Here is a 17,784-nt window from a genome sequence, read left to right on the forward strand (position 1 = left end):
AACACCCAGTGTAAGCGAACCATAGACTACGGTTTATGCTTTTACTTCATCCAATGCCTGTCTTGAAATGACCAACGATAATCTTAGCGATCATCTGTTCACCTCCTTTTTGAAGTGATGCACTAAATTATAAGAAGATATATAGACTTTGTCAAGCTGCTGTATAAGTTATGTTACGTAAAAATCATTCTTGCACATATGGGAAAGCATTTGTGGACATACTCACGTCCCTTTATAGATGGAATTCCCATATCTTTTTGTCATCCCTGTAAACAATGAACTTTACAGATGGTATGAGACATATAGTTACAGGCGTCTCCTTAGGGCAACCTATAGCCCATTTCTTTCCCATGAACATTATTGTGCCGTCTTTCCTTACCGTCCTCTTAAGATGAATGGAGAAGATCATAGGGTGTTAGAATAATGTCGTGTCTAAGGGTAGAAAAAGAAGAAAGTAGCTATGCATAAATTATTAGAAGAAAAAATTTTTAATGAATACATTCATTTCAGCCTTTATTTATCCATCATCCGACTGGATGATTCTTAAACTTTCCTTCAGCAACCAGGCTCTCCGGGATGCCCGCAACAGCTGCGCAGTTTCAATATTTTTAATGCAGAATTACGGATAAAGAGGCGCACCTTTTTACTGAACGGCATAGAACTTTTCAGATTACCAATAATTGCATCTAAGCTGGGGCGTTTTTTGTTACACATGAAAGGCTCCTAAATTTTTTTATCTAATTCCTTTCAATTATAATAATATTAAATAAATGATATGTCTAAGTAAATATTTCGATATCTGTAAAAAAAGACAGGTGACTCAATTTACAGAATTATTATGGACAGCAGTGGAGTCAAATAACTGGTAAATGGACAATAAAAGAATCAGGGTTTTAAAAAAAGGAAAAAAAGTTTCTGGGCCTGTTATTTACTGGATGAGTCGTGATCAACGTGTGAGCGACAACTGGGCATTACTTTATGCACAAGAATTCGCAATTAAACAAAACACACCCTTAGGCGTGGTTTTTTGCCTTGTTCCAACATTCCTTAATGCAACATTAAGGCAATATAGTTTTATGCTAAAGGGATTACGTGAAGTAGAAGAAAAATTAGCAGAAAAAAATATACCTTTTTTCATGCTTTATGGTGAACCTGCAAATAATATCCCGAAGTTTATTGAAGATAATGGAATAAGCATATTAATAACTGATTTTAATCCCTTACTCATTACAAGGAAATGGAAAGATTCGGTCGCAAATAAGGTCAACATACCTTTTTTTGAAATTGACGCACACAATATTATTCCATGCTGGATAGCCTCATCAAAGCAGGAATATGCTGCATATACTATAAGACCTAAAATCCACCGCTTATTACCTGATTTCTTACAAGAATTTCCAGTATTGAAAAAGCATACTTATCCATGGAAAGGTAAAACCCCTCAGATAGAGTGGGTTAATGTTCAGAAAAAATTGTCTATAGATAGGAAGGTTCCGGAAGTAAAGACTATTATTCCTGGTGAAAGGGCAGCAATTAAAATTCTTCATGACTTTTTGAAGAATAAGTTACATCGGTATTACCTTGACAGAAATGACCCTACAAAAAGCGCTCAATCCGAGCTTTCTCCATATCTGCATTTCGGACAAATCTCAGCGCAAAGGGTTGTACTTGAAGTAATGAGAGTAAGCACAAGTGAACAAACAAGAAAAGCATTCCTTGAAGAAATCATAGTCCGCAGAGAACTATCTGACAATTTTTGTTTTTTTAATAATAACTATAATAATTTTAATGGTTTCCCTGAATGGGCTAAAAAAACTCTAAACAAACACCGAAATGATCCAAGGAAATATGTATATACACTCGAACAATTCGAAAACTTCCAAACACATGATGCTCTATGGAATGCTTCCCAGTTAGAGATGGTAAAACGTGGAAAGATGCATGGATATTTGAGAATGTACTGGGCTAAAAAGATTTTAGAGTGGTCTGAATCTCCTGAAACGGCTTTAAAAATTGCTATCTACCTTAACGATAAATACGAACTTGATGGAAGAGATCCAAATGGATATACAGGCATTGCGTGGAGCATAGGTGGAGTACATGACAGAGCATGGAATGAACGCAAGATATTCGGTAAAATACGTTATATGAGTTATAATGGTTGCAAATCAAAATTTAATATAATAAAATATATTGAATATGTTAATTCATTGTAAGCAATGACAAAACACTCAATCGATATTCCTGACAAAGTAAAAAAGGGTGATGTATCTGTCAGAGAACGTTTAAATGCGCTCGATAAAATTCAACTTTATGCTGTCCTTGCAACAGATATGGAAGGCCAACCATATGCTTCTCTGATTGCTTATAAGCATGACCCCGACAAAAATGGAATTATTTTTGTCACTCCAAGATCAACAAGGAAATATAAAAATGTCCTCAGTAACAGTCGTGTGTCTCTACTCATTGACACAAGAACAAATACTAAAAAAGATTATATGGGGGCTGAATCTATTATGATAATAGGGAATGCCCGTCCTGTGAGAAAAGGAAGAAGATGGGAAGAGCTTGCCAGAATTTTCTTAAGAAAACATCCCTATCTTAAAGGCATAATGCAATCACAAGAAACTGCTCTGGTTTATATAACAATCAAACAAGCTTTTCATGTAACAAAATTTCAAACTGTATCAGAGTAGCATTAACTATAGTAAAAAATATAAATAAGAAAAAGGAGGATATCATCTATGTTTAAGGAATTCAAAGAATTTGCTATAAAGGGAAATGTCGTTGATATGGCTGTAGGAATAATTATTGGTGCTGCCTTTGGCACAATAGTTAATTCTCTCGTAACAGATATTTTAATGCCACCGATAGGTCTACTTCTGGGGAAAACGGATTTTTCTAATTTGTTCGTAGTAATAAAAGAGGGGACAGTTCCCGGACCTTATGCTTCACCTGATGCAGCAAAAACCGCTGGTGCGGTAACAGTTAATTTTGGGTTATTTATAAATACTATTGTTAATTTTCTCATAGTTGCCTTTGCTGTTTTTCTTCTCATCAGAAATATTAACAGACTCAGAAGACAGAAGGAAGCCCCTCCTGCAGTACCAACAACCAAAGAATGTCCATATTGCCTATCTCAGATACCTATTAAGGCGACAAAATGTCCTCATTGTACTTCTGATTTGAAATGATCAGTGAAGCTATAAGTTATGCACAATGTTAATTCGATTTTCTTAGAGCAATTCGAGACATAAAGTTGAGCTATTTATAACCTTCCCATCATCACAAGCGCATCCTCATCTGGATTGCTATAATATTTTTTTCTTATACTTTCAGTTTTAAATCCAAAGCGCTTATAGAATTCTTTCGCACCTGTATTTGAAAACCTAACTTTCAGATATAGAAAAACACAACCCCTGTTTTTTAATTCATTTATAACATTATTCATTAATATTGTTGCAACACCCCGTCTCCTGTAATCAGGATGCACCGCAAGGTTAAGGATACACGCTTCATGAAACTTATAATCTGCACAGATATATCCGATAATTTTATCTCTGAAGACAGCGACTTTCATAATTGAATATTTCCTGTAAAGTTCACGTAGAAAAGATTGTTCAGACCATGGGGTGCTGAATGAAACCTGCTCAATATTAACAACCTCTAATATATCTTCTTCCCCCATATCACGGATGACCAGCTTATCCATTGTCTCAACCCTATACATTAGGGTATCACAAATATAACTTTTCTGTCCCTGAACCGGTTAAGCTGTAAAGGATTTTAATAGTCAGAAGGCATAAAAACTTTCAGTCTTTCTCATAAAAACACAACGGGCTGATGAATCAATAATACATCAGCCCAGGGTTAAGTCCCGCAACTTGCAGGAATTTTATTTACAGGCTAAACACAAGGTTTAGCAGAAAGAAGGCCTTCAACCACCCCCACTGAATCCTGAGATATTACCTGATGAAGAGGTAGCAGATATGGAACAGCTGAATTTTGAGATCTTTTTACTGATATCTCTTGATCCGCAACCTGGACATAATATTTCATCCTCTGTTGAGCTTATCCAATGAAAAAGAGTAAAATTTTTATTACATTTATTACAGATATATTCATAAATTGGCATCTATATCTCCTTATAATTTATATTTTATAAATAATTTAATTTAAATTTTATCATTCATAAATAAAAAAAGTCAAGGTATTGTATAAGTTAAAGACATTTGCGACATTCCTCCATTTTCAATCAAATACTCTACAGGGCTTTTTAATCCCAGAGACTTATTGAGAATACACCCTTGTCTTTTGCATTTCAAGCTTTTTACACAGAGAAGTTTACACTACTTTATATCGGGCTCACTATTTCCCAATGGCCTTAAGAATTAATTTTAGAAAATCCGCTTCTGGAAGTGAGCCTATAAAGGTATGTTTTTCGTTGATGACGATTTTGGGCACCCCTTTTACATCGTATTTTACTGAAAGATACGGAAACTCTGAAAGCTCTATCATATCAGCCCTTATAAAATCATTTGACATTGCAAATTTATGTGCCAGGCGAACAGCCTGAGCGCAATAAGGGCAGGTTGGTGATATTAAGACCTGAATATGTACAGGCTTATCAACTTTTTCCAGTTCTTTCAAGGACGCAATTGACAGCACAGCATTTCCAATGCTTATATCTATTATATCTTCAACAAGAGAGGTAAATTCATATCCTGCGGGCACACCGTAGAAACGTATTCCATAATCTTGGTCTCTCATTAGTATAATGGCAGGTATTTTGTCAATCCCATATGAACGAGCAATTTCTGCATCTTTAACAAAATCATATACTTCAATCGAAATCTTATCAGAAAGTTCAGAAAGTTCATGGAGAAGTTCCCTTGTCATCTGACAGTAATTGCATTCAAATTCTTGTGTAAATGTGATAATCTTTACTGGATTTCTTAGAGACAAAAAGAGCTTTTTCAGTTGTTCCTTGTCACTATTGGATATTATGGGCATAAAACCCCCTTATGTTTATATCATATGAAGCAGATATTCATAAGCAGACAATGCTGCTTTTGCACCTTCACCTGCTGATATTATAATTTGCTTGTGAGGGATGGAAGTTACATCACCGGCACTAAAAAATCCTTCAACGCTTGTTCTGCATAAACAATCAGTGATAACCTCACCTATCTCATTCAACTTAACCAAATCCGATACAGCGCTGGAATTAGGGACAAGCCCAATTTCGATAAAAACTCCGTTTGCATCGATAATAACTTCCTTGCCTGTTTTACGATTTCTCAATATAACATTCTCTACTTTATTGTCTCCGCCTATAGAAATAACTTCATGTGAATCAAGATATTTTATTTTGTCATAATATTTAACTCTTTGTTGCAAAATTGCATCAGCCTGCCAGCCTTCTGAAAAATTGACAAGGACAATATCTGCCTTAAAGCGGATGAGGTCTATTGCAGTACTGAATGCTGAATTCCCTCCGCCAATAATAATTACTTTTTTACTCTGAAAAAGCGGAGCATCACATGTAGCACAATAAGATACTCCTTTCCCAACAAGCTCTTTAGCACCGGGGACATTGAGTGATCGGTGTCTCCCCCCAGTTGCAAATATAACAGTTCGTCCAGAATATATGGTTCCGTCCTCCATCATGGCAATAAAAATATTTTCCTTTTTTTCTATCTTCTTAACCGCTATCCCTAAACTGGCTGGGATGTCAAAACCCTTGACGTGTTCTTCAAATCTCGCTGCGAGATCAAGAGAGTTGATACTCTGAAATCCTAAATAGTTTTCTATTTCAGCTGACTCTTTAATCAGTCCTCCAAAATCTATAGAAAGGATGATAAGATTAACCATCTTACGTGCAGCATAAATTGCAGCACTCATAGCAGCAGGGCCACCACCGATAATCAACATGTCATAAAGTATGGTTGGATCTGGCTTTCGTAGTTGGGATAAAGATGATATATTCAAAATAAATTCCGGAGGTTTCATTTCTCTCTTTTTATTTCAAAATTTCCTTTATTTTCTCCTTAAATTGCTTTGGGTGGCTTCCTTCCCAATAAATTTTACCACAATCATCACATTTCATAAAAAAATTGTAGTTGAGATAAATGAATTCAGGAACAAAATTCTTTATCTCATTCTTAGTAGATATTCTAATAAGTCTTCCATTACAGACAACACACCGTGTCAGCAAATTAAACCTTTTCAGAGCTAACTTTTCTATTACTTCCATTAGCTGTTGTAATGAATCATTAGCAGTAATAAGTAGACAATACTTATTGCCCTTTTTTCGGGCAAGGAGGGTATCTCTTGTTAAAATAAAACGGTTCTGCTCTCTTGCAATCCTTAGAAGTCTACTATCAGTAATATTATTGAAATACAGGGTATCAAATCCTAAAAACCTCATCCAGCGAGCAAGCCTACCGAGCATGACATCCGCAATAAAACGCATATCATGCTCAGCATTCACTATTATGTTTGTTCAGTAATTGAAGGTTCAGGCTCAGAGAGTTGAGGCTGAAATTCTCTTTTAACAAAAGTATTTCGATATCTTGGCATTCCAGTCCCTGCAGGTATCATTCTTCCCATTATAACATTCTCTTTGAGCCCTTTGAGCTCGTCGATTAATCCAGTTATAGCAGCTTCTGTTAGAACTCTCGTTGTCTCCTGGAATGAAGCGGCAGATATGAAACTGTCTGTTGTAAGAGATGCCTTTGTTATCCCAAGCAATAAAGGTTTGCCTTGAGCTGGCTTGCCCCCTGCGGCTTTAACCCTCAGGTTTTCCTCGTGGAATATTCTTCTATCAACTTGTTCACTGATAAGAAAATCTGTATCACCTGGATCTTCAATTTTCACCTTCTTCATCATCTGCCTGACAATCACCTCAATATGTTTGTCATTAATCGAAACACCCTGTAACCTGTAAACTTTTTGTACCTCATCAACAAGATATCTTTGGAGTTCATGAGGCCCAAGTATATCAAGTATATTATGCGGATTTACAGCTCCATCCATAAGAGGCTCTCCAGCTCTAACCCAGTCACCCTCGTGAACGCTAACATGTTTACCTTTAGGGATAAGATACTCTCTTACCTCGTCTCCTCCTTTTACAACAACAACGCGCATACCTTTATGAGCACCTTTGAACTCAACCATACCATCTATTTCTGTAACTATTGCTTGTTCTTTTGGTCGTCTGGCTTCGAATAATTCTGCTACTCTTGGGAGACCACCTGTAATATCTTTGGTCTTTGTTGTTTCCCTCGGTATTTTTGCTAATATATCTCCCGGGTAAACTGTATCACCTTTTTCTACAAGAATATGTGCTCCTGCTGGCAGTAAATAACGTGCGAGTGCAGTAGTGCCAGGAATTTTTTGGGTTACTTTTCCTTGTTCATCTTTTATTGAAATCCTCGGCCTCATATTCGCAGGATAGTCGATGATAACCTTGTGAGAAAGACCGGTGACCTCATCAACTTCTTCTTTCACAGTAACTCCTTCTACAATATCTCCGAGGGCTATTTTACCTCCAAGCTCTGTAAGTATTGGTGTAGAATATGGATCCCATTCAACAAGTCTTTCTCCAATTTCAACCTTCTGATTATTTTTAACGAGAAGTTTCGCACCATAGACAATAGAGTACTTCTCTCTCTCTCTACCTCTGGAATCAACAACTGCAATACTTCCGTTTCTGTTCATTACAACAAGAAGTCCTTCTCTATTTTTGACAGTAGTAATATTTATGAACTTAATTGTCCCTGAGTTTTTTGCCTCAAGAACGGTCTGTTCAACAACTTTTGATGCTGCACCGCCAATATGGAATGTTCTCATTGTTAGCTGTGTACCTGGTTCTCCAATTGATTGAGCTGCAATAATTCCAACAGACTCACCTTTTTCAACAATCTCGCCCCTTGCGAGGTCTCTACCGTAGCATTTTGTACAAACCCCATATTTAGATTGGCAGGTAAGCACAGAGCGTATTTTAACTCTATCAATACCAGAATCTATTATCTTATTTGCAAGTTCCTCATCTATTTCCTGATTCTTCTTAACAATAAGTTCTTTTGTTATAGGGTCTTTTATATCATCAATAGATATCCTTCCTATAATTCTCTCTTCAAGTGGCTGGATTATCTCTCCACCTTCGACAAGAGAAGTAACGGTTATTCCATCGGTTGTACCACAATCATCTTCTGTAACAATAACATCCTGAGCAACATCTACAAGTCGTCTTGTTAGATATCCGGAGTTAGCTGTTTTTAGTGCTGTATCAGCAAGCCCTTTTCTAGCACCGTGCGTTGATATGAAATATTGAAGTGGAGTTAACCCTTCTCTAAAGTTAGCTGTAATAGGGGTCTCAATAATTTCACCGGAAGGCTTTGCCATCAAACCACGCATCCCTGCAAGCTGTCTGATCTGTGCAGTGCTTCCTCGTGCTCCAGAATCAGCCATCATAAATATGCTGTTAAATGCTCTTCTCTCTTTTAGTTCATCTTCAGAAAAGGTTTTTCCGTCTTCTGCACCAAGCTCCTTCATCATTTCATCAGCCACCTTTTCTGTAACATTTGCCCATATATCAATAACCTTGTTATATCGTTCTCCATGTGTAATCAGGCCGTCAGCATATTGTTTTTGAACTTCTATAACTTCTTGTTCCGCAGCAGCAATAAGTTCAGGTTTTTTAGAGGGGATATGCATGTCAGCCATTGATATTGATACCCCTGATTTTGTTGCATACTTAAAACCGAGTGCTTCAAGATTATCAAGAAATACAACAGCATTTCGCTTACCCGATATTTTGTAAATATACTCTATTAATTTACCGAGTTCTTTCTTTGTCAGCTCTTTATTAACCATTGAAAAAGGAATTCCCTTTGGCAATATCTCACTGAAAATTATACGACCAACTGTTGTCTCGACAAATTCACCATTCATTCTTACTTTAATTCTTGCATGTTCATCCACAATACCTGCATCATATGCAATCCTGAGATCTTCAGGGTCAGAAAATATTTTTCCTTCACCCTTTGCACCTTTTTTATCTTTCGTTAAATAATATATCCCTAAAACCATATCCTGTGTAGGAACAACAATTGGCTTCCCATTAGCAGGTGAAAGTATGTTATTTACAGACATCATTAGAACCCTTGCCTCAATCTGGGCTTCGATAGAAAGTGGAACATGAACTGCCATCTGATCTCCATCAAAATCTGCATTAAAAGCTGTACATACTAATGGATGCAATTTTATAGCCTTTCCCTCAACAAGAACAGGGTCAAATGCCTGTATACCAAGCCTGTGTAAGGTTGGGGCACGGTTAAGTAGCACAGGATGCTCTCTAATAACATCTTCAAGGGCATCCCAAACTTCAGGACTTTCTTTTTCCACAAGCTTCTTTGCTGCTTTTATTGTTGTGGCAAATCCTTTTTCTTCGAGTTTATTAAAAATAAATGGCTTAAATAGTTCTAAAGCCATACGTTTTGGAAGTCCACATTGATGAAGCTTCAACTCTGGGCCAACAACAATGACTGACCTCCCTGAATAATCAACCCTCTTACCTAAAAGATTCTGCCTGAATCTTCCCTGCTTGCCCTTTATCATGTCACTCAAGGATTTTAAAGGTCGTTTTGTTGTAGTCTTTAGAACCCGACTTCTTCTGCCATTATCAAAAAGGGCATCAACCGCCTCCTGAAGCATCCTTTTTTCATTCTTTATTATCACACTCGGCGCTTTTAGATCCATTAATCTCTTAAGTCTGTTGTTTCTGTTAATAACTCTTCTGTAAAGGTCATTAAGATCCGAAGTTGCAAATCTCCCCCCTTCCAGGGGAACGAGTGGCCTTAAATCAGGAGGTAAAACAGGAATAACATCCATAATCATCCATTCTGGCTTATTCCCAGATTTTCTGAAAGCATCAACAACTTTCAGCCTCTTTGTGAGTTTCTTTTTCACTCCAAGAGATACTGCATCATGTATCTTAACCTTCAGATCAGCATAAAGCGCTTCAAGATCAACTCTTCTTAATAATTCCCTAATCGCTTCAGCTCCCATGCCTGCTTTGAATCTGTTACCATACTCAGCTATCTTTTTCCTCAAATCTTCTTCTGTCAGTAATTCTTTTTCTTTTAAAGGGGTATCACCAGAATCTATGACTATGTAATTTTCGAAATAAAGAACACGTTCAAGTTGCCTCATAGTCATATCGAGTAAAGTGCCGATTCTGCTTGGTAAGCCTTTTAAAAACCATATATGTGCAACTGGACTTGCAAGTTCAATATGTCCCAATCGTTCACGTCTTACCTTGGATTGTATTACTTCGACGCCGCATTTGTCACAGACAACCCCTCTGTGCTTCATCCTCTTATACTTTCCACAAATGCATTCCCAGTCCTTTATTGGACCAAAAATTTTGGCACAGAAAAGCCCGTCTCTTTCAGGTTTGAAAGTACGGTAATTTATAGTTTCAGGCTTTTTGACTTCACCATATGACCACTCCCTGATCTTTTCAGGTGAAGCAAGCCTTATTCTTACAGCTTCAAAATCGGTTGGATCTTTTGGTTTTTGAAAAATTGCGTAGATGTCCTCTGTCAATCTACTCCCCCTTACTCTTTTTTTCCAGAAGCTCGACATCAAGTCCGAGACTCTGGAGTTCTTTTATTAATACATGGAAAGATTCTGGTACGCCGGGTTCCAGTGTAGCATCACCTTTCACAATTGCTTCATACATATGCGCTCTTCCTGTAACATCATCACTCTTTACAGTAAGAAACTCCTGCAAAGAATAGGCAGAACCATATGCCTCAAGCGCCCATACCTCCATTTCTCCCAGCCTCTGACCTCCGAACTGGGCTTTACCACCGAGAGGCTGTTGCGTAACAAGAGAATAAGGTCCGATGGAACGCGCATGTATTTTATCATCAACTAGATGATGGAGTTTCATCATATACATACTTCCTACTGTAACAGGCTTGTCAAATGGCTGACCTGTTCTCCCATCATATAAAGTTATCTGACCTGTAGTAGGCAACTTTGCCTTTTTTAGTAAATCTTTAATTTCGTTTTCCTTTGCTCCTTCGAATACTGGCGTTGCTACATAATAACCAAGAGTTCTGGCAGCCCAACCTAAGTGTGTCTCAAGCACTTGTCCAACATTCATTCTTGATGGAACTCCGAGTGGATTAAGAACAATATCAACAGGTGTACCATCGGGTAAATAAGGCATATCTTCCTCTGGTAAAACCATTGCCACTACCCCTTTATTACCGTGACGGCCTGCCATTTTATCGCCTATCTGTATTTTTCGTTTCATTGCAATATACACTTTTACAACCTTGTTTACGCCTGGGGGTAATTCATCCCCTCTCTTCAATCTATTGATCATTTCATCATATCGAGATTCAAGATAGCGAATGTACTGATTTACTTCATGGTTTAAAGAATCTATTTTTTCACGAATGCTGTTTTCTTCTAATTTAATTCGAGAAAGATGTTCATCTTTAATACGTTCAATATGCTTTTCAGTAAGTTTTTTCCCTTTAGGGCAGAGGACTTCTTTTGATCTTGGTTCCTTTAAATCTTCAGCCACTGTCTGCCCTACAAGCATACTCCTGAGTTTTCTGAATTTCTCTTCTTTGACTATTCTTATCTCTTCTTCACGGTCACGATGTAATTTATTTATATCTTCTTCTTCTATACTTTTTGCTCTCTCATCCTTATCCAAACCTTTTCTTGAAAAAATTCTCACATCAACAACAGTTCCTTCAATTCCAGGAGGCACATAGAGACAGCTTTCTTTAACTTCTTCAGCCTTTTCTCCGAAAATAGCTCTTAATAATTTTTCTTCCGGGGTTAGTTGAGTCTCTCCCTTAGGGGTTACTTTTCCGACAAGAATGTCGCCGGGTTTTACTTCTGCGCCAATTCTTATTATTCCACTTTCATCGAGATCCTTTAAAGCTTCTTCCCCAACATTCGGTATATCACGAGTTATATCTTCAGGTCCAAGTTTTGTCTCTCTGCTCTCAACACTGAATTCTTCTATATGTAAAGATGTAAAGGTATCCTCTTTAACAAGCCTCTCACTAATCAGGATGGCATCCTCAAAGTTATAACCACCCCAGGGCATAAATGCAACTAATACATCTTTGCCTAAAGCCAGTTCTCCCAAATCCGTACAGGAACCATCAGCCAGTATATCACCCGGCTTTACTTCATCCCCTACATTAACTATTACTTTCTGGTTAATACAGGTAGCCTGGTTAGACCGCTGGAATTTGACTAAATTATAGATATCTACTCCACCTGAATCCTCTGACACCCTTACAACTATCCTTGAAGCATCAACACTTTCAACAATCCCTCCTCTCTTTGCGATAACCAGTGCACCTGAGTCTCTCGCTGCCACACTCTCCATCCCTGTTCCAACAATCGGAGCTTCTGGTTGTAAAAGAGGGACCGCTTGCCTCTGCATATTTGACCCCATTAATGCTCTGTTTGCATCGTCATTCTCAAGAAAAGGTATAAGTGAAGCAGATACGCCGACTATCTGTTTAGGAGAAACATCCATATACTCAATTTCTGAAGCTGATACCATTTTGAAATCCCCGCCAACTCTGGCAGATACTGTTTCGCCAATAAGATATCCTTTCTCATTAATAGGTGAAGTTGCCTCTGCAATTACATATTTCTCTCCGTCTATTGCAGAAAGATATTCAACCTGTCTTGTAACTCTCCCATTGATAACTTTTCTATATGGAACTTCAATAAAACCGAAATCGTTTACTCTTGCATATGTTGCAAGAGAAGTTATCAATCCGATATTAGGGCCTTCAGGTGTTTCAATTGGACATATTCTTCCATAGTGAGTAGGATGAACATCCCTCACTTCGAAACCTGCTCTTTCACGTGTCAGACCTCCAGGACCAAGTGCTGAGAGTCTTCTTTTATGAGTGATTTCAGATAATGGGTTAGTCTGATCCATAAACTGACTTAGCTGGCTTGAACCAAAAAACTCTTTAACAGCAGCCATAACAGGTTTTGCATTGATAAGGTCATGAGGCATTGATGTTTCAAGATCTGTCAGGGTCATCTTTTCCTTGATTGTTCTTTCCATTCGCACAAGCCCAATCCTGAATTGATTTTCAAGAAGTTCACCAACTCTTCTAACCCTGCGGTTCCCTAAATGGTCGATATCATCTACTTCTCCCTTACCTGTCCTGAGGTTAAAAAGATACTTAACGATTTCCACTATATCATTGTCGGTGAGTACCCTTTTATCCAGAGGAACATTTAGATTAAGACGTTTATTAAGCTTTAATCGCCCTACAGGAGAAAGATCATAACGTTTTGGGTCAAAAAATAGACCGTTGAAAAGATCTTTAGCAGCATTAATTGTAGGGGGTTCCCCAGGTCTCAGCTTCTTATATATTTCTATTAAAGCCTCCTCCTGAGTATTCACCTTGTCTGTTAATAATGTATCTCTCAGAGATGGAAGATAATGCACACCATCAATAAATAACAGATTCAGCGATTTAATCTTAAGACTGAGAATCTTATTTAAGGCTTCTTCTGTTATAACTTCATTTCCTTCAAGAATTACTTCCCCTGTGGATGGATCAATAATATCATTAAGTGTTATCCTGCCAATTATTTCTTCCTTTGTAATGGGAACCGTTTTGATTCCTGTCGCCTCCATCTTCCTGATTGCGCCTCTTGTAATTTTACTACCTTCCCTAACAATTAATTCTTTCTTATCAGGCGTAGTAATATTTATAGATGATCTAAGTCCTATAAGAACATCGCTGACTTCCCGTGTAAATTTATTGCCATCAATAGTAATCAATTCTACAGGATAAAAAATCTTTAGCAGATCTTCATTCGAATATCCTAATGCTTTCATGACAATTGTGGCAGGTAATTTTCGTCTTCTGTCTATCCTCACATATAGGATATCTTTTGTATCAAACTCAAAATCTAACCATGAACCTCGTGATGGTATAACACGGGCAGAATAGAGAAGCCTTCCACTAGTGTGAGTTTTACCTTTATCATGACTGAAAAAAACTCCGGGGGAACGGTGAAGCTGACTGACAACAACACGTTCAGTCCCATTAACAATGAAAGTACCAGTGTCAGTCATAATCGGCATTTCGCCTATATAAACATCTTCTTCACGAGATTCTTTTAATTTTTTTCCCTCCTTGTTCTCGAATTCCCATAAATTGAGTTTAACCTTAATTTTAAGTGGAACTGCATAAGTAATACCTTTATGAATACAATCTCGAATTCCGAACTTGGGCTCTCCAACCGTATATCCTAAAAAATCTATAGAAGCTGTTTCGTTATAGTCTACAATCGGGAACACGCTTAAAAAAGCTGCCTGCAATCCTATTTCTTCTCTCTGGTCAGGAGGGACGTCTTTCTGTATAAACTTTTCATAAGATCTCTTTTGTATTTCAATGAGATCTGGTATTTCGAGAAAATGTGGGACTTTTCCGAAATTTAATCTTTTTCTTAAAAGCCTTGCCATATAACTCCTTTATGCTTGCATATGTTTTTCAGAATTTATTTAATCTCTACTGTAGCACCCTGTTCTTGAAGTTTTGCCTTTATCTGTTCTGCTTCCTCTTTTGAAACACCTGTTTTTACAGGTTTTGGTGCACCATCAACAAGGTCCTTCGCTTCTTTAAGCCCGAGAGAAGTGAGTTCTCTAACGACTTTTATAACCTGGATCTTTTTCTCCCCAGGAGCAGCAAGTATTACATCAAAACTCGTTTTTTCCTCAGCTTCAGGTGCTACTGTACCAGTGCCACCTGTGGCTCCTGGAACCGCTGCTACAGCAACAGGTGCTGCGGCAGTTACACCATATCTCTCTTCAAACTCTTTTATAAACTTCGACATCTCAAGTATTGTCATATTATCAATAAAATCAAAAACCTGTTCTTTTGTTATAGTCATCTCCGAAATCCTCCTTTTATTTACTTAAGACTTTTTAAATTTTCTAACTTTAACCTTTTTTAGTTTTTATTGCCTCCAATACATTAATAAATCTTGAGAGCGTTGCATTTAATGCATATGCCATTTTATTAAGCGGTGCTTGAAAACCTCCTGCAAGCATCGACAATAAAACCTTCCTCGGCGGAGTTTCAGCTACAGCCTTCAAATCTGCTGATGAGCATATTGAACCTTCAATAACTCCAGCATTCACCTTTAGCTTATCGTTCTTTTTTGAATATTCAAGAATCTTCTTTACTGGAAATACAGGATCATCATAACTAATTGCAATTCCTACAGGTCCTCTGAAAGAATCCTTAGCAGAAAATACTGGTGTCCCTTCAGATGCAATTTTTGCAAGGGTATTTTTTACAATTTTATACTCTGCCTTTCCGTCTCGAAGAATATTCCTCAACTCTGACAGTTCAGCAACACTCATTCCCCTGTAATCAGTAAAAACTACTGCCTTTGCCCTGTCAAATTCATTTTTGAGCTCTCTTATTACCTGTTCTTTTTCTACTTTTTTCAGTTTATACCCCCTTTCCAAGGGAAGCTATATCAACCGATATGCCAGGCCCCATTGTTGATGATATAGATACCTTTTTAAGGTATTTCCCTTTGCTTGTCGCTGGTTTTGCCTTAATAACTGACGCAATTACAGTTTTTGCATTTTCTAAGAGCTTATCACTATCAAATGACCCTTTTCCTATAGGTATATGAACAATACCAGCTTTTTCTGCTTTATATTCTACTTTTCCAGCCTTTATTTCTTTAACAGCTCTCGCAACATCAAAAGTTACTGTGCCCAGCTTAGGGTTTGGCATAAGTCCACGAGGGCCAAGTATCTTACCAAGCTTTCCTACAGTTCCCATAACATCAGGCGTAGCAACTGCTTTATCAAAATCAAGCCATCCTTTTGTAATTTTATCTACAAGATCCTCCAGTCCTACATAATCTGCACCTGCCTCCTCAGCTTCCTTCTCTTTTTCTCCTTTAGCAAACACAAGAACTCTTACTTTTTTACCAATTCCATGTGGAAGAACAATTGTTCCACGTACCATCTGATCAGACTTTCTTGGATCAATACCGAGATTGATTGCCAGGTCAACCGTTTCATCAAACTTTGCATAGCAACATTCTTTTACTAACTTAATTGCATCTTCTAAAGAGTATTCCTTGCCTTTTTCAATCTTTTCTTTAACTGCGTTTAACTTTTTACTCATTTCTTACCTCATCAATCTATTATTTCTATCCCCATACTTTTAGCTGTTCCCTTGATGATGTTCATCGCCTTATCGATCGAATGTGCATTCAGATCAGGTAGTTTTTTATGGGCAATTTCTTTAATTTGAGCCATAGTAATCTTTCCAACTTTATCTTTATTTGGTGTACTTGAACCTTTTATAATCCCTGCTGCTTTTTTCAGGAGATCTGAAGCTGGAGGAGTCTTTGTAATAAAAGTAAATGACCTATCAGCATATACACTTAGAACTACAGGGATAATTGTATCTCCAAGTGACTGTGTCTGGGCGTTAAATGCTTTGCAGAATTCCATTATATTAATACCATGAGGACCAAGTGCAGGTCCCACCGGTGGAGCAGGGTTTGCTTTCCCAGCAGGTATCTGAAGCTTGACCTGAGCAATAACTTCCTTTTTTGCCATTGTTAATTCCTCCTTAAGCTTTTTCTACCTGGAAAAAATTTAGTTCAACTGGTGTTTGTCTACCAAAAATACTCACCATAACACAGAGCCTTCCATGTTCTAAATCTACTTCCTCAACATTACCAACAAAATTTGTAAAAGGGCCGTCAATAATTCTTACACTTTCTCCCCTCTGGAATTGTGTCTTCACCTGAGGGATTGGCCCCTTTTCGATCTGCTGGATTATAACGGCTACTTCTTCCTCAGAGAGAGGAATAGGTTTGTTTCCTCCAACAAATCCTGTTACCCGCGGAGTACTCTTGACGAGATGCCAGGTCTCGTCATCAAGTTCCATTTCAACAAGAATATATCCTGGATAAAATTTCTTGTCGGTTTCTTTCTTTTTACCTCCTCTAAGTTCTATAACACGCTCAGTAGGAATTAGAATTTTTGAAATTTTATCTTTCAGATTCTGTTTCTCTATCTTTTCCTCGATAGTCAGTTTTACTTTTTCTTCGAAACTTGAATAAGTATGAACTACATACCAATTTTTTCCCATTTTCTTACCTTAACGCTATCCCAACCAACTTTGATAGGCCGAAATCAACTATTCCTAAAAATAATGAAATTATCAAAACTGTAATTATTACCACCCATGTTGAACCAATAAGGTCATCCTTTGATGGAAAAACTACTTTTTTAATTTCAATCTTTACCTCTTTAAAAAACTCTTTAACTTTCTTTAACATGGCTTTTCCCTACCATTAGGTGGCAGGCCAGGAGGGATTTGAACCCCCAACCCTCGGATTTGGAGTCCGATGCTCTAGCCGTTAGAGCTACTGGCCTATACCTTTATCTCCTTATGTATAGTATGCCGTCTACAGTGACGGCAATACTTTTTTAATTGAAGTTTATCAGTTGTATTTTTTTTGTTCTTCATGCTTGAATAATTTCTATTTTTACATTCTGTACACTGAAATAATATTATATCCCTCATATTTTTACTCCAGAACCTCAGTAACTACACCTGCACCTACAGTCCTTCCACCTTCCCTGATTGCAAACCTTAACTCCTTCTCCATAGCTATAGGAGATATAAGCTCAACTGTCAGGTTTACATTGTCTCCAGG

At 37.5% G+C, this 17,784-nt stretch carries 19 protein-coding genes and 1 tRNA gene; 3 read left to right on the top strand and 17 right to left on the bottom strand.

Annotated features, from left to right (window positions below; translation table 11 throughout):
• Positions 1-232: 232 nt before the first annotated feature.
• Positions 233-409 carry a hypothetical protein gene (locus HXY53_03080; GenBank protein NWF75549.1) on the bottom strand — a complete coding sequence of 59 codons (177 nt, stop codon included), beginning with the start codon at positions 407-409 and terminating at the stop codon, positions 233-235.
• Positions 410-869: 460 nt separating this feature from the next.
• Here HXY53_03080 and HXY53_03085 point away from each other — a divergent pair, with 460 nt between their 5' ends.
• The 3 genes from HXY53_03085 to mscL are packed head-to-tail and all read left to right on the top strand — an operon-like array spanning position 870 to position 3,194.
• Complete coding sequence (locus tag HXY53_03085; GenBank protein ID NWF75550.1) at positions 870-2,216, top strand: deoxyribodipyrimidine photo-lyase; 1,347 nt, start codon at positions 870-872, stop codon at positions 2,214-2,216.
• Positions 2,217-2,219: 3 nt separating this feature from the next.
• A complete protein-coding gene (locus tag HXY53_03090) occupies positions 2,220-2,696 on the top strand; it encodes a pyridoxamine 5'-phosphate oxidase family protein (GenBank protein ID NWF75551.1) in 477 nt (158 codons plus the stop codon).
• Positions 2,697-2,744: 48 nt separating this feature from the next.
• Positions 2,745-3,194 (top strand): large-conductance mechanosensitive channel protein MscL, encoded by a 450-nt coding sequence (gene mscL, locus HXY53_03095; GenBank protein NWF75552.1) that lies wholly within the window; start codon positions 2,745-2,747, stop codon positions 3,192-3,194.
• 74 nt (positions 3,195-3,268) lie between these two features.
• Here mscL and rimI read toward each other — a convergent pair whose 3' ends face one another.
• The 16 genes from rimI to tuf form a co-directional block, all read right to left on the bottom strand.
• Positions 3,269-3,712: a ribosomal protein S18-alanine N-acetyltransferase gene (gene rimI / locus HXY53_03100; protein NWF75553.1), complete on the bottom strand. Its 444-nt coding sequence runs from the start codon at positions 3,710-3,712 to the stop codon at positions 3,269-3,271.
• Positions 3,713-3,937: 225 nt separating this feature from the next.
• Positions 3,938-4,135, bottom strand: a complete 198-nt coding sequence (locus tag HXY53_03105) for a zinc ribbon domain-containing protein (GenBank protein ID NWF75554.1) — start codon at positions 4,133-4,135, stop codon at positions 3,938-3,940.
• Between the two features lie 233 nt (positions 4,136-4,368).
• On the bottom strand, positions 4,369-5,013 hold the full coding sequence (locus HXY53_03110; GenBank protein NWF75555.1) for a thioredoxin family protein: 645 nt from the start codon (positions 5,011-5,013) through the stop codon (positions 4,369-4,371).
• Positions 5,014-5,028: 15 nt separating this feature from the next.
• Positions 5,029-6,012 (bottom strand): FAD-dependent oxidoreductase, encoded by a 984-nt coding sequence (locus tag HXY53_03115; protein ID NWF75556.1) that lies wholly within the window; start codon positions 6,010-6,012, stop codon positions 5,029-5,031.
• A gap of 10 nt (positions 6,013-6,022) precedes the next feature.
• On the bottom strand, positions 6,023-6,475 hold the full coding sequence (locus tag HXY53_03120; GenBank protein ID NWF75557.1) for a Mut7-C RNAse domain-containing protein: 453 nt from the start codon (positions 6,473-6,475) through the stop codon (positions 6,023-6,025).
• Between the two features lie 20 nt (positions 6,476-6,495).
• On the bottom strand, positions 6,496-10,653 hold the full coding sequence (gene rpoC, locus HXY53_03125) for a DNA-directed RNA polymerase subunit beta' (GenBank protein ID NWF75558.1): 4,158 nt from the start codon (positions 10,651-10,653) through the stop codon (positions 6,496-6,498).
• Positions 10,616-14,548, bottom strand: coding sequence for a DNA-directed RNA polymerase subunit beta (rpoB, locus tag HXY53_03130; protein ID NWF75559.1), 3,933 nt, complete (start codon positions 14,546-14,548; stop codon positions 10,616-10,618). The genes rpoC and rpoB overlap by 38 nt, the downstream gene beginning before the upstream one ends.
• Before the next feature lie 35 nt (positions 14,549-14,583).
• Positions 14,584-14,970 (bottom strand): 50S ribosomal protein L7/L12, encoded by a 387-nt coding sequence (gene rplL, locus HXY53_03135; protein ID NWF75560.1) that lies wholly within the window; start codon positions 14,968-14,970, stop codon positions 14,584-14,586.
• Between the two features lie 55 nt (positions 14,971-15,025).
• Positions 15,026-15,559: a 50S ribosomal protein L10 gene (locus HXY53_03140; protein ID NWF75561.1), complete on the bottom strand. Its 534-nt coding sequence runs from the start codon at positions 15,557-15,559 to the stop codon at positions 15,026-15,028.
• On the bottom strand, positions 15,543-16,235 hold the full coding sequence (locus HXY53_03145; GenBank protein NWF75562.1) for a 50S ribosomal protein L1: 693 nt from the start codon (positions 16,233-16,235) through the stop codon (positions 15,543-15,545). Before HXY53_03145 ends, HXY53_03140 begins: the two co-directional genes overlap by 17 nt.
• A gap of 11 nt (positions 16,236-16,246) precedes the next feature.
• Complete coding sequence (gene rplK, locus HXY53_03150; GenBank protein ID NWF75563.1) at positions 16,247-16,675, bottom strand: 50S ribosomal protein L11; 429 nt, start codon at positions 16,673-16,675, stop codon at positions 16,247-16,249.
• 13 nt (positions 16,676-16,688) lie between these two features.
• Positions 16,689-17,213 (bottom strand): transcription termination/antitermination protein NusG, encoded by a 525-nt coding sequence (gene nusG / locus HXY53_03155; protein NWF75564.1) that lies wholly within the window; start codon positions 17,211-17,213, stop codon positions 16,689-16,691.
• 4 nt (positions 17,214-17,217) lie between these two features.
• The gene (gene secE, locus HXY53_03160) at positions 17,218-17,403 is read right to left on the bottom strand and encodes a preprotein translocase subunit SecE (GenBank protein NWF75565.1); all 186 of its coding nucleotides are present in this window, start codon (positions 17,401-17,403) and stop codon (positions 17,218-17,220) included.
• A 20-nt stretch (positions 17,404-17,423) separates the two neighbouring features.
• Positions 17,424-17,500: transfer RNA gene (locus tag HXY53_03165), tRNA-Trp, on the bottom strand.
• Entirely contained in the window at positions 17,499-17,651 is a 153-nt protein-coding gene (gene rpmG, locus HXY53_03170) for a 50S ribosomal protein L33 (GenBank protein ID NWF75566.1), read from the bottom strand. The genes HXY53_03165 and rpmG overlap by 2 nt, the downstream gene beginning before the upstream one ends.
• A 4-nt stretch (positions 17,652-17,655) precedes the next feature.
• A partial coding sequence (tuf, locus tag HXY53_03175; protein ID NWF75567.1) for an elongation factor Tu occupies positions 17,656-17,784 on the bottom strand: 129 nt, incomplete at its 5' end.

The organism is Nitrospirota bacterium (assembly GCA_013388455.1).
Taxonomy (GTDB): Bacteria; Nitrospirota; Thermodesulfovibrionia; order Thermodesulfovibrionales; family SM23-35; genus JACAFF01.